This window comes from Pimelobacter sp. 30-1 (assembly GCF_018831735.1).
Lineage (GTDB): Bacteria > Actinomycetota > Actinomycetes > Propionibacteriales > Nocardioidaceae > Nocardioides.
On the sequence record NZ_NHTS01000006.1, the window covers coordinates 586766 to 599155 of the forward strand.

13 protein-coding genes are annotated in these 12390 nt (G+C 71.8%); 4 read left to right on the plus strand and 9 right to left on the minus strand.

The genetic code is table 11. From position 1 onward, the window contains the following. Positions 1 to 11: 11 nt before the first annotated feature. Complete coding sequence (locus CCO04_RS17725) at positions 12 to 272, minus strand: metal-sensitive transcriptional regulator (RefSeq protein WP_215815436.1); 261 nt, start codon at positions 270 to 272, stop codon at positions 12 to 14. Continuing rightward, positions 256 to 687, minus strand: a complete 432-nt coding sequence (locus tag CCO04_RS17730) for a DUF302 domain-containing protein (RefSeq protein ID WP_215815437.1) — start codon at positions 685 to 687, stop codon at positions 256 to 258. The genes CCO04_RS17725 and CCO04_RS17730 overlap by 17 nt, the downstream gene beginning before the upstream one ends. Positions 688 to 781: 94 nt before the next feature. On the opposite strand from CCO04_RS17730, the gene CCO04_RS17735 reads away from it, so the two are divergent. Both CCO04_RS17735 and CCO04_RS17740 read left to right on the plus strand, forming a co-directional pair. Then, positions 782 to 2920 (plus strand): MMPL family transporter, encoded by a 2139-nt coding sequence (locus CCO04_RS17735; protein ID WP_215815438.1) that lies wholly within the window; start codon positions 782 to 784, stop codon positions 2918 to 2920. Between the two features lie 49 nt (positions 2921 to 2969). Then, the gene (locus tag CCO04_RS17740) at positions 2970 to 3347 is read left to right on the plus strand and encodes a carboxymuconolactone decarboxylase family protein (protein ID WP_215815439.1); all 378 of its coding nucleotides are present in this window, start codon (positions 2970 to 2972) and stop codon (positions 3345 to 3347) included. Between the two features lie 172 nt (positions 3348 to 3519). Here CCO04_RS17740 and CCO04_RS17745 read toward each other — a convergent pair whose 3' ends face one another. Next, entirely contained in the window at positions 3520 to 4278 is a 759-nt protein-coding gene (locus CCO04_RS17745) for an SDR family NAD(P)-dependent oxidoreductase (RefSeq protein ID WP_215815440.1), read from the minus strand. A gap of 101 nt (positions 4279 to 4379) precedes the next feature. Next, positions 4380 to 5279 carry an RDD family protein gene (locus CCO04_RS17750; protein ID WP_215815441.1) on the minus strand — a complete coding sequence of 300 codons (900 nt, stop codon included), beginning with the start codon at positions 5277 to 5279 and terminating at the stop codon, positions 4380 to 4382. 27 nt (positions 5280 to 5306) lie between these two features. On the opposite strand from CCO04_RS17750, the gene cls reads away from it, so the two are divergent. Further along, entirely contained in the window at positions 5307 to 6779 is a 1473-nt protein-coding gene (gene cls, locus CCO04_RS17755) for a cardiolipin synthase (protein ID WP_215815442.1), read from the plus strand. Between the two features lie 136 nt (positions 6780 to 6915). Further along, on the plus strand, positions 6916 to 7104 hold the full coding sequence (locus CCO04_RS17760) for a hypothetical protein (RefSeq protein WP_215815443.1): 189 nt from the start codon (positions 6916 to 6918) through the stop codon (positions 7102 to 7104). Positions 7105 to 7113: 9 nt separating this feature from the next. Here CCO04_RS17760 and CCO04_RS17765 read toward each other — a convergent pair whose 3' ends face one another. Genes CCO04_RS17765 through CCO04_RS17785 form a run of 5 tightly spaced genes read right to left on the minus strand, consistent with a single transcriptional unit; the run spans position 7114 to position 12389 of the window. Further along, positions 7114 to 7887, minus strand: coding sequence for an A24 family peptidase (locus CCO04_RS17765; protein ID WP_215815444.1), 774 nt, complete (start codon positions 7885 to 7887; stop codon positions 7114 to 7116). Positions 7888 to 7919: 32 nt separating this feature from the next. After that, positions 7920 to 10052, minus strand: a complete 2133-nt coding sequence (locus CCO04_RS17770; RefSeq protein WP_215815445.1) for a hypothetical protein — start codon at positions 10050 to 10052, stop codon at positions 7920 to 7922. Beyond that, on the minus strand, positions 10049 to 10711 hold the full coding sequence (locus CCO04_RS17775) for a prepilin-type N-terminal cleavage/methylation domain-containing protein (RefSeq protein ID WP_215815446.1): 663 nt from the start codon (positions 10709 to 10711) through the stop codon (positions 10049 to 10051). The genes CCO04_RS17770 and CCO04_RS17775 overlap by 4 nt, the downstream gene beginning before the upstream one ends. Continuing rightward, positions 10702 to 11184: a prepilin-type N-terminal cleavage/methylation domain-containing protein gene (locus CCO04_RS17780; RefSeq protein WP_215815447.1), complete on the minus strand. Its 483-nt coding sequence runs from the start codon at positions 11182 to 11184 to the stop codon at positions 10702 to 10704. Before CCO04_RS17780 ends, CCO04_RS17775 begins: the two co-directional genes overlap by 10 nt. Next, complete coding sequence (locus CCO04_RS17785; protein WP_215815448.1) at positions 11184 to 12389, minus strand: type II secretion system F family protein; 1206 nt, start codon at positions 12387 to 12389, stop codon at positions 11184 to 11186. Before CCO04_RS17785 ends, CCO04_RS17780 begins: the two co-directional genes overlap by 1 nt. Position 12390: the final 1 nt, after the last annotated feature.

A 12390-nucleotide genomic window follows, 5' to 3' on the forward strand; every position in this document is an offset into this window, starting at 1 on the left:
CCGCCGCCCGCTCAGGCGAGCGCGAGGAAGAGCTTCTCCATCTTCTTCGCGTCGACGCTGTCGGGGCCGCCCTCGACCAGGCACTTCTGCAGGCCGGTGGCCACGAGCGCGTAGCCGCCGCGCCCGACCGCCTTGTTGACCGCGGCGAGCTGCATCAGCGCGTCCTCGCACTCGGCGCCCTCCTCGAGCATCCGGATCACCGAGGCGAGGTGACCGTTGGCCCGCTTGAGGCGGGTGATGATCGCCTTGATCTCGTCAGGCTCCAGCTTCATCGACGCGCTCCTTGTCTGCGGTGAGGGACTCCATCATCCCGGTCAGCCGGGCCCGGGCGTCGGCGGCCACCTCGGCGAGCTCCGGACGGGGCGCCAGCGTGGCGAGGAGACCGGGGTCCATCACGTCGACCCGGGTGCGCCCCTCCCCTGCGTCGGCCACCACGACGTTGCACGGCATCAGCGCCGCCACGCGCGGCTCGGCCTGGAGCGCGCGGTGCGCGAGCTGCGGCCGGCACGCCCCCAGGATCAGCTGGGCCGGGACGTCCTCGTCGAGCTTGGCCTTGAGCGTCGCGCGGATGTCGATCTCGGTCAGGACGCCGAACCCGGCGTCGGCCAGCAGCGTGCGCACGCGGGCGACCGTGGCGTCGTACGGCGCCGGGACGGTGGCGCTGATCGTGAAGGCTGCGGGGTCCATGGGTGCTCCTCAGTCGATTCGTTATCCCCCCGGGGGGATCTGCTACGGTCCTCATCGTAACCCCCCGGGGGGATAATCGAAAGGAGGCGCCACCGTGGCGCAGCACACCTCGCGGCCTGGTCCGCTCGGCCGCCTCGGCGTCCGGGTCACCGAGCACGGCCGCCTCGTCGCGATCGCCTGGATCGCCGTCGTGGTCGGGCTCGGGATCTTCGCGCCGTCGGTCGAGAAGAACCTGTCCGGCGCGGGCTGGCAGGCCGACGGCTCGGAGTCGGTCGCCGTACGCGACCTCGCCCAGGAGCACTTCGGCGGCAACGCCAGCCACGCGATCCAGGTCGTCGTGCACAGCACCGACGGGCCGCTGTCCGGCGCCGAGGGGGCGCGCGTGATCGCCCAGGTGACGCGCGTGCTGGAGGCCGAGCCGCGCCTCGCCGCGGTGGTGCCGCCGATGCCCGGCGCCAGCCTCTCCCCCGACGGCCGGACCGCCGTCGTCCTGGCCGGCGCCGGGGTCGACACCAACGAGATGGTCCGCGTCGCCTCCGACCTCAAGGAGGAGCTCCAGGCCCTGTCGACCCCGACCGTCGAGGTCAACCCGACCGGCTCGTCGCTGCTCTGGTCGGACTTCAACGAGGCCAACCTCGAGGCGATGCTGACCTCGGAGATGGTCTCCTGGCCGGTCACGCTCGCGATCCTCGTGGTCGCGTTCGGCGCGCTCGTCGCCGCCGGCCTCCCCCTCCTGCTGACCCTCGCGGGACTCATCGCCTCAGCCGGGTCGCTGGTGCTCGTCAACGAGCTGGTGCCGGTCTCCATCTGGGCGATGAACTTCGCGATGATGTTCGCGCTCGCGCTCGGCATCGACTACGCGCTCTTCCTCGTGGTCCGCTACCGCGCCGCCCGCGCGGCCCGGCCCGACGCCTCCCGCGAGGCCGTCGCACGGGCGATCGCGGAGACCATGGACACCGCCGGCAAGGCCGTGCTCCTGTCCGGCGCGACCGTGCTCGTGTCGCTCTCGGCCGTGCTGCTCGTGCCGTCGCCGTCGTTCCGCTCGATGGCCGGCGGGATCATGATCGCCGTCGTCTTCGTGCTCGCCGCGACGCTGACCCTGCTGCCACTGGTGCTCGCCCGGCTCGACGACCGGATCAACCGGCTCGCCCTGCCCTGGGCCAAGGCCGGCGAGCACCGCTCCCCCGTCTTCGCCCGCTGGGGCGCCCACCTGTGGCGCCGCCCGGTCGCCTGGGGTGTCGGCGCGACCGTCGTCCTGCTGGTGCTGGCCGCGCCGGTCGTCGGCCTCAAGACCGGCATGCCGTCGATCAAGGTGCTGCCCGAGGACGCCAGCGCCCGGGTCGGCTACGAGCAGGTCAAGGACGCCTTCGGTCCCGGCGCGCCCGGCATGCTCCAGGTCGTCGTCGACCGCGCGGACGCCGACGCGGCGGCCACGGTGCTGGCCGGCGACCCCGGCATCCAGGGCGTGCTGCCCGCGCTGCCGGCGTCCGACGGCAGCGACCTGGCGCTGCTCCAGGCCGTCCCGACCGTCGACCCCTCCGACCCGGACCTGCCCGCGACCGTCGAGCGACTGCGCGCCGGCCTCCCGGCGTCCGCCCTCGTCGGCGGCGCCGCCGTCGAGAACATCGACCTCACCGACCAGCTCCACCGCTCGACGCCACTCGTCATCGGCGTCGTGCTCCTGCTGGGCTTCCTGCTCCTGCTCATCGCCCTGCAGGCGCCGCTGATCGCGCTGCTCGGCACCCTCGCGAGCCTGCTGTCGACCGCGGCCGCCTTCGGCGTCGCCCGGCTGCTCTTCCAGGACGGCCACGGCTCCGGCCTGCTCGGCTTCGAGCACCAGGGCTTCCTCGACGCGTGGGCGCCGGTTTTCTTCTTCGCGATGATCTTCGCGATCGCGATGGACTACACCGTGTTCCTGCTGGCCTCGGCCAAGGAGCACTGGGAGCGCTCCGGCGACCCCCGTGAGGCCATGGTCGGCGCCGTCGCCCACTCGGGCCGGGTGATCTTCGCGGCCGGCGGCGTGATGGTCGCGGTGTTCTTCACCTTCGCGCTCTCCGGCCCACTGCCGCCCAAGGAGATGGGCGTCATCCTCGGCGTCGCCGTCCTGCTCGACGCCTTCCTGGTCCGGCTCGTGCTGCTCCCCGTCCTGCTCCGCCTCTCCGGCCGCGCCGCCTGGGCGACGCCCGCCTGGCTGCGCCGGATCCTGCCCCGCATCACCTTCGCCCACGACTGACCGCACCCCCACCGCACCACCCACCGCACCACCAGCGAGAGGAACCACCATGACCAGCTCACCCCACGCCAAGCCGATCCTCGACGAGCTCTCGCCGCTGCACCGGCAGCTGCGCCGCGCGATCCCCGACGTCTACCAGGGCTTCGGCGCGCTCTCGGCCGCCGCCTTCGCCGACGGCGCCCTCGACCCGCGCACCAAGGAGCTCATCGCCCTCGCCATCGGCGTCGCCGAGGGCTGCGACGGCTGCATCGCCTCGCACGCCCAGGCCGCGGCCCGCGCCGGCGCGACCAAGCAGGAGGCCGCCGAGGCGATCGGCGTCACCTTCCTCATGCACGGCGGCCCCGCGACCATCCACGGCGCCCGTGCCTACGACGCCTTCTGCTCGTTCGCCGACGCGCTCGACCCCGCGGCCCAGCAGGAGGGCTGAGCGATGTGCCACCCCACCCGCTGTCGTACCTGCGGCAGGACGACCTGGTCCGGCTGCGGCCGGCATGTCGCCGCCGTCCGCGCCCGGGTGCCCGCCGACCAGTGGTGCGGCGGGCACGAGCCCGAGGATCGACCGGGCCGAGGCCCGGGCCCGGGTCTGCTGCGCCGGTTGCTCAGAGCAACGACGAGGTGAGCCCGCCGTCGAGGGTGAGCACGCTCCCGGTCACCCACGACTGCTCCGGGTCGGCGAGGAAGCCGACGGCGCGAGCGACGTCCCCGGTCGTGCCGAAGCGGCCCTGCTTGGCCTCGACGACCGGCCCGAAGCCGCCCTCGTCGAGGCCCAGGTTCCGCTCGAACTCCGGCGCCGCCGCGGTGACGAGGTCGGTCCCGATGAACCCGGGCGCGACGGCGTTGACCCGCACGCCGTGCGCCCGCAGCTCCACGGCGGCGGTCTTCGTCAGGTTGAGGACCGCCGCCTTGGCCGCGGCGTAGGACGAGATCAGCGGCGAGCCCGTCGTCCCGGTGACCGAGGCGATCGTGACGATCGCGCCGCCTCCGGAGGCGATGATCGCCGGGGCCGCCCAGCGCAGGCTGGTGAAGACGCCGTCCAGGTTGACCGACGTGACGGCCCGCCAGGCGGCGAGGTCCATCTCCAGGATGGGCGCCACCACGCCGATCCCGGCGTGGGGCACCATCAGGTCGAGCCGGCCGTGGTGGTCGGTGGCGGCCGCGACGAGCGCCCGGACCTGGTCCTCGTCCCGCACGTCGCACGGTACGGCGATCGCGCCGTCCAACCCGGCCGCGGCCTGCTCGGCGGCCTCGGCCTCGAGGTCGGAGACGACGACCCGGTAGCCGCGCCGGGTGAGGTCCTGCGCGATGGCGAGGCCGATGCCCTTGGCGGATCCGGTGACGATGGCGACAGGTGTGGTCATGGCGATCACGCTAGGAAAAGCCGGGCACTCCCGGACCGGCTCCGCAGCACAAGAACCCGGCGCCCGCTTGTGCCCACCGGACGATGCGCCGCCGGCGCCGGTCAGGCCGCGTCGTGCGCCCGCAGGTACGCCGCCAGCGGCCCCGGCAGCTGCGCCGGCCGGTCCCCCCAGTCGTAGACGACGGCCGTGCCCGCGATCAGGTCGTGCAGCGCCCGGTGGTCGCGGCGGAGCACCGCCGGCACCAGGCCCAGCCCGAACAGCGACAGGCTGAGCGGCAGGACCAGCGCGCGCACCAGGGCGGCGAAGGCGCTGAGCGGGCGCCCGCTGCGGGCGACCACCTTGAGGCCGACGATCGCCTTGCCGACGGTCCGGCCGGTCACGGCGGTGCTCCCGACGACGTACAGCGCCGCCCAGGTGAGCAGGGCGATCGTGGCGACGGTCCCGGAGCCGCCGTCGATGGACACGTTGAACAGCGCGTCGAGCAGGAAGCTGGTCAGCCCCACCCCGATCGAGTACGACGCCAGCACCACGCCCACGTCGATCGCTACCGCCGCGGCCCGGCCGACCGGCCCGGCGTACCGCCCGGTGGCCGAGGCGCGCTCGCTCGCGAGCAGCGGCGGCCCCAGCGGCGCGGGGGCCCGGCGGCGCAGCACCCGGTCGACGATGCCGCCGACGACCGTGTCGAGACCGACCACCTGGCGCCGCGCGACGTCGAGCGTGCGGCCCGCCAGCCGGCCCGTCGTGTCGGCGACGACGTCGGGGATCCCGGCGCGCTGGACCAGCTCCTCCAGGTCCACGCGGGCGAGCAGCCGGTCCACGTCGACCCGGTCCAGCAGCCGGTCCACGTCGACCCGGTCGAGCAGGCGGTTGACGTCCACCCGTTCGAGCAGCGCGTCCACGTCGACCTGCTCGATGATCTCCTCGATCGGCACGACGTCGACCACCTTTCCGGTGACCGCGCCCGCGACACGTCCGAACAAGCTCGGCTCTGGCGGCGTCATGGGGTCAGGATTCCATAGGGTGCACCCATGAATTTGCTCGTTCCGACGTCGACTCTCGGCTGGATCATCTTCGGCCTGGACATGGTGCTGCGCTTCGTCGCGCTCGGCATCATCCCGGGCAACCGGAAGCCGTCGACGGGCATGGCCTGGCTGCTCCTCATCATGATCGAGCCGATCATCGGCTTCTCGATCTTCCTGCTGCTCGGCAGGACCCGCCTGGGCAACCGCCGGATCACCCGTCAGCGCACCGCTCTGGCGGCCATCCGCGAGCAGTCCGAGCGGCTGCCGCTGTCGTTCGACAGCAGCCGCCTGTCCGCGCCGATGGCCCGGGTCGCCGACCTCAACCGGCACCTCGGCGCACTCCCCCTGACCGGCGGCAACGAGGTCCAGCTCTGGCCGGACTACGCCGGGACGATGGCCGAGATGGCCGCCGAGATCGACCGGGCGCGCAGCCACGTCCACATCGAGTTCTACATCACCGCGTGGGACGAGGTGACCGACCCGGTCTTCCAGGCGATGATCCGGGCGACCGAGCGCGGGGTCGACGTACGGCTGCTGTTCGACCACATCGGCTCGCGCCGGATCCCCGGCTACAAGAAGATGGTCAAGCGGCTGCGCGGCACCCACATCTCCTGGCACCCGATGCTGCCGATCAAGCCGCTCCAGGGCCGGTTCCGGCGCCCGGACCTGCGCAACCACCGCAAGATCCTCGTCGTCGACGGCAGCGTCGGCTTCACCGGCTCGCTCAACCTCACCGAGCCCGGCTACAACAAGCCCGCCAACCACAGGCTCGGCCGCGAGTGGGTCGAGCTGATGGTCCGTCTCGAAGGACCCGTCGTCGGCGCGCTCAACTCCGTCTTCGCCTCCGACTGGTACGTCGAGACCGGCCAGGTCGTCGACCTCGTCCCGGTCTTCGGCGAGCCCGACGCCCGCCCCGACGAGGTCTTCGACGTGCCCTGCCAGGTGGTCCCCAGCGGCCCCGGCATCGTCGCGGAGAACAACCTGCGCATGTTCACCACGCTGCTCTACGCCGCCACCGAGCGGATCTCGCTCACCTCCCCCTACTTCGTCCCCGACGAGTCGCTGCTCTACGCGGTCACCACGGCGGCCGAGCGCGGGATCGACGTCGAGCTGTTCGTCAGCGAGGTCTCCGACCAGTTCCTCGTGGGGCACGCGCAGGCGTCGTACTACCGGGCGCTGCTCGAGGCCGGCGTACGGATCTACCAGTACCCGGCGCCGTACATCCTCCACTCGAAGCACTTCACCATCGACGACCAGGTCGCCGTCGTCGGCTCGAGCAACATGGACATGCGCTCGTTCGCGCTCAACTACGAGGTCTCGCTGATGATGCCGGACGCCGCCGTCGTCGCGAAGATGCGCGAGGTCGAGGACACCTACCGCGCCCTGTCCAACGAGCTCACCCTCGCCGACTGGGAGCAGCGCCCCGCCCGCAGCAAGTACGTCGACAACGTGGCCCGGCTGACCGCGGCCCTGCAGTAGCGCCGGCTGCCGGCTGCCGGCTGCCGGGCCCCGGTCCCGGCTGGGATGACCCGTCCGGACGGCTCGCCGCAGCCGACCGGCCGGACCTCGCCCGAACCCGTTGCCGCGCCCCGCCCACCGGGCGATCCTCGAACCCATGAGAGCAGCCAGCGCCACGCCGGCACCCGAGGTCCCGCACCTGGCGGCCGACCTCGAGGAGGCCATCGTCGAGATCGCCGTCTCCGAGCGCGCGCTCGACGACGTCCTGGCCCGGGCCTCGCGCCTGCACGCGAGCCGGATCGCGCACGACCCGCACACCTGCCTGGTCTGCTTCGGCGAGCGCTGAGCCTTCCGCTCAGAAGCCGATGCTGTCCAGGTAGAAGTCGCCCAGGTGCCCCGCCCCCAGGATCGCCGCCCACGCCCCCAGCACCATGAACGGCCCGAACGGCAGCGCCGTCCGCCGTCCCGCGCGTCCTCCGGCCATCAGCATCATCCCGGCGACCGCCCCGAGCAGGAACCCCAGGAACGCCCCCACCAGGAACGTCCCCCAGGACAGGTACGCCGTCATCCCACCCACCAGCCCGGACAGCTTCACGTCGCCGAAGCCCATCCCCCCGGGCGCGACGTACCAGATGACGAAGAAGAACGCGGCCAGCGCCACGGTCCCCTCGGCCGCCCGCAGCAGCGCACTCCCGTCCCCGCCCAGAAGCAGCAGCGCCCCCAGCACCGGGTACGACGGCAGCACGATCTGGTCCGGCAGCCGCTGCACGTCCAGGTCGATCAGCGCCAGCGCGATGCCCACTCCCGCGAACGCCAGGTACGCCGGCAGCAGCCGCACCCCGTCGCCGTCGTCCCAGTCCACCCCCAGCCGCATCGCCACCAGCGCGAACGCCACACCGGTCCCCAGCTCGACGAGCGGGTAGCGCGCACTGATCGCCGTACCGCAGTCGAAGCACCTCCCCCGCAGCACCAGCCACCCCGCCACCGGCACGTTGTGCCGGGCCCGGATCGGGTGCCCGCACCCCGGGCACGCCGACGGCGGGCTGACCACCGACGCCCCCACCGGCACCCGGTGCACGACGACGTTGAGGAACGACCCGACCGCCAGGCCCAGCAGGCCGGCCAGCACCGGGACGGTGACGCGGAGGACTTCCTGCTCGCTCAGCGGTTGTGGCTCCAGCTCAGGACGGTCATCTGCCGGTGCGGCGGCCCCGGCGTCCCTCCGTCGTCGAAGATCCTGACCTTCGACCTCAGGGCCAGCTCACCCCCGGTCGCACACGTGGTCCCCGGGCAGACGTAGACCTCGAGCCGCACGAGCGTCGTCTCGAAGCCGAAGCCGGGCGAGTTGTCGGGGATCTCGATGACCGGGTAGGTCTGGTCCGAGGCGCCGTTCCAGAACTGGAACTCCAGCTGCCGGGCCACGAGCCCGAACTTCATGATCTCGCTCGCGAAGTTGCCCAGCAGGAGCTGCAGGTCGCCGTAGGGCACGTAGGTCGTGCCCTGGAAGTAGACCTGGACCTTGTTGTTGCCGTTCTTCATGTCGATGAACCGGCAGGTCCCGCCGGTGCCGTCGATGCAGGTGCCGCCCTGGCCGCGCAGCACCGGCACGTAGTACGTCAGGTCCAGCCGGACCATGTCGAGCGTGGTCGTCGCGGCGTTCTTCTTGGCGTTGGCCGTGTAGGCGATCGACGCACCGGGATACCCGTTGTCGTGGATCTCCTTCTGCAGGTTGTTGAGGTTCGTGCCGGTGATCGTGATGTCCGAGGTCGTCGTCGTGGCCGAGACCGGGATGTTGATCGCCGCGGTCGTGGTGGCGCCCACGGTGACCTTGGCGGTCGCCTGGGAGCTCGCGGTGCCGTCCGCGTCCTGGTGCCGCACGTGCAGCGTGGCGGCGGTGAGGATCGAGCCGGGCGGGACGGCGCTGCCGGGCGGGAACCCTTGCGCGGTGAGGGTCGTGCTCTGCGCGTTCGCCGACGTCGTCTTCCAGGTGGCCGCGTTGCCGTCGTTCGGTGCCGCGATGTCGGCGTCCGTGGCAGGCCCGGTGGTGGTCGCCCGCGTGAAGCTGCCGGCCGCGGGGACCGCGGTCGCGACCAGCCCGTTGGCGTTCGTCGGGGTCGGCGTGCTGCCCGACTTGAGCCCGTAGAGCTCGATCGGCGGCCGGTCGGCGTGGTAGCTCGCGCAGAGCTCGACCTTGGAGTTCTGATCGATGTAGATCCGGCTGTTGCCGCCGAACACGAACTGCACGCCCTGCGCGTTGACGTCGGTGATCGGGCTGCGGCAGGCGCCGGGCACGGAGACGTTGCTGGGCGGCTGCGCGATCGTGTTGTTGTTCGCGTCGACGGGGGTGCCGCCGATGACCGTCTTGCCGTTGATGGTCCAGGTGTTGCCGCTGGTCCCGTAGACGTTGCTGGGGCAGACGTTGGCGCAGCTGTCGTTGTGGAAGTCGAAGTAGTAGTTGCCCGGCTTGAACCAGGCCACCGCGCACAGGTTGGTCGCCGTGTTCAGCGTGCTGGCGTTGTCGTAGTAGCCGGGCTCGAAGACCGCGACCCCGGCGTTGCACGACGTCGGCGGCGTGCGGAGCGGCGGGATCGTGCCGCCGAGCTCGCTCGAGTAGTTCGGGTCGGCGATCGGCGAGCCCGTGTTGCAGCTCTTGGGGCTCGCCGTCACCGTCGCGTCGCACGCCCCCACCGCGCGCACGCCGCCGGCCAGCACGTTGACCGGCCCCCTGACCGCCCCGTTGGAGTAGATGCCGCCGCGCACCAGCAGGCCCGGGCTCTTCGATCCCGTCGCGTCGACCGGTCCGCCGAGCGTGACGACCGCGTAGCCGGGCTTGTTCGCGTTGTTGATCGGGACCGCGGAGCCGTGCTCGCCGGTGTCGTCGTCGGGGCTGCACACCACCCGGGCCGACATCGGCTTCTGCGTCTCGCCGCTCGCCTGCGGGATCAGGTTGTCGAGGACGAGGGTGTTCTTCGCGGTCGCGGTCGCGCCGCTCCCGTCGTACCCGAAGCAGCCGCTGTTGTTCGCGGTCTCGTTCGTGTAGTACCAGCCGCCGGGCTCACCGCTGCCGACGTTGTAGCCGGTCCGCAGCGCGTTGATCGCGACCTGGGCGGCCCCGTCGGCCGCGTACGACGTCCGGGCGACGTCGCGCAGGGCGACCGTCGCCCGCAGGCTGCCGTCCCCACGGGTCAGCACGAACCCGGTCACGACCGCGACCACCGTGACGATAGCCATCGCGATGATGAGCAGCGCGCCGCGGTCGTCGCGCGCCGGAAGCAGGCGGCGCAGGTGTCTCATGACTGTCTCCGTTCACCCGAGAGGGTGGCCGTGTAGGCGACGGTGCCGTGGCCCTCGGGGTCGAGGACCGCGAGGTCGAGCCGCACGACCGACGGCACGTTCGCGCCGGCGCCCGTGCAGGCGACGTCGCAGGTGACGGTCGGCGGCGCGCGCAGGCTGTGCGCGACCCGGACCGTGGAGTCGATCGTGCTGCCGGTGCACCGGACCCGGACGAGCTCGTACGCGCCTCCCGACGCGCGGGCGACATAGCTCACGGTGATCCGTGACGGCGTGGCCGTGGAGTCCGGGGTGGCGTACTCGCTCCAGGCGAGCGTGACCACGGTGGTCCCGGACGGCAGCGTGCACGCGGGACTGACGCCTACCGACTGCTGCAGCGGGAACGACTTGGACGGTGCGTCGTACGTGCGGACGCCGATGCTGGCGACGTCGCGCTGCCAGTACGCCGCGGCGAACTGCACGTCCTGCGACTCCGTCATCCGTGCCTGGGTGTCGACGGTCGTCTTGAAGTAGCTGATCACCACGCCGGTCAGCGCGGTGACGATGATGCCCATGATCGCCACGGTGATGACGAGCTCGATGAGCGTGAAGCCTCCGTCGCCGCTCTCCCGGCACGGTCGCGGCCGCTGCCGAGGCCACGGCCACGAACGGATCAGGCGCATGACGTCGCCTCCCCGCAGGCCCGGCGCACCACGATCGTCAGCCGCTCGGTCGCACGACCGTCGGCGCTGCGCACGCTGATCCGCAGCCGCTGCACGCCGCGGTCGGGGCACGATCCGCCAGTCAGGACGGAGCCGTTGCCGTCGAGCGGTTGCGCGGCGCCCTCCTGCTGCGCGGTGTAGCCGGCGGGCTCGGCGAAGCCCACCACACCGGGGGCATAGGCGGTGGCGCCGGCGCACGAGACGTAGTGGCCACTGGTGTTGAGGTAGGCCTCGATGGCCTCGGCATAGCTGCGCACGTAGGCGCCGCCGGTGGTCTGCTTGCGGTGGATGTCGGAGGTCTGCACGGTCAGCTGGAGGCCGGCCATCACCGCCACTCCGGCGATGCTGAGGATCGAGAGGGCCACGAGCGTCTCGATCAGCGTCACGCCGTCGTCGGCGCGGACCGCCGAGCGCAGACGCCCCGGCCGGCGCATCAGACCTGCACCTGCTGGAAGATGCCGTACATCGCCGAGACCAGCGCGATGGCGACGAACCCGACGATGCCGCCCATCACGACGATGACGATCGGCTCGAACAGCGCCGTCAGCTTGGCGATCTTGTAGTCGAGCTCGTCCTCGTAGTACTCCGCGGTGACCTCGAGCTGGGTGTCCATCGAACCGGTCTCCTCACCGACCCGCAGCATGGACGTCGCGGTGCCGGGGAAGAGCTGGGTGCGGGCGAGCGGCCCGGCGAGGCCCTGGCCCTCCAGCATCTGCTCGGTCACGCCGTTGAGCCGCTTGATGAAGACCCGGTTGCGCAGGGACTCCGTCGCGACGTGGAGCGCCTCGGGCAGGTTGACGCCGGCGCCCACCATCGACGCCATGACCCGGCAGAAGCGCTCCACCAGCGCGTACTGGATGGTCGTCCCGAGGACCGGGACCTTGAGGAGGAAGGCGTCGCGGGCGTACTTGCCCCGCTCGAAGCGCAGCACCAGCCAGCTGAGCAGCAGCCAGGCGCCGAGGCCCGCGAGGATCGCCCACCACCAGGTGCCGAGGAACTCGGTGAAGCCCATGAGCATCCGGGTCGGCAGCGGCAGCGTGGCGTCGAGCTCGTTGAAGAAGTCCTCGAACTTCGGGAGCACGTAGACCGCGAGCACCACGACCGTCACCACCGACATGATCGCCACCGCGATCGGGTAGATGAGCGCGGACTTGATCTTGCGCCGCGCCTCCAGGTCCCGCTCGATGTAGATGGCGAGGCGGCTGAGCACGGTGTCGAGCTCGCCGGTGAGCTCGGCGGAGCGCACGATGCCGCGGTAGAACTCCGGGAACACCTTCGGGTAGCGCTCCAGCGTGTCGGAGAAGCGCTCACCGGTCCGCAGTCCGTCCTCGATGTCGTGCATCATCCGGCGTACCGAGGAGTTCTCGCTCTCGGCACCGATCGAGTGCACCGCATCGAGGATCGGCAAGCCCGCACGGAGGAAGGCCGCGATCTGGCGGGAGAGGTGCATGACGTGCTCGCGCTTGATGCGCGGGCCGGAGATCTCGTACTGGAGGAGGTTCTTCTTCTCCGTCACCCGGAGCTCGCGGAGGTCCCGCTGGTAGAGCGCGACCTCGGCGTCACCGCGGCTCGGGGCCTTCTGGGTTCCCTTGACGTGCTGACCTTCGAGGTCGATCCCGACGTACGCGAACTTGGGCATG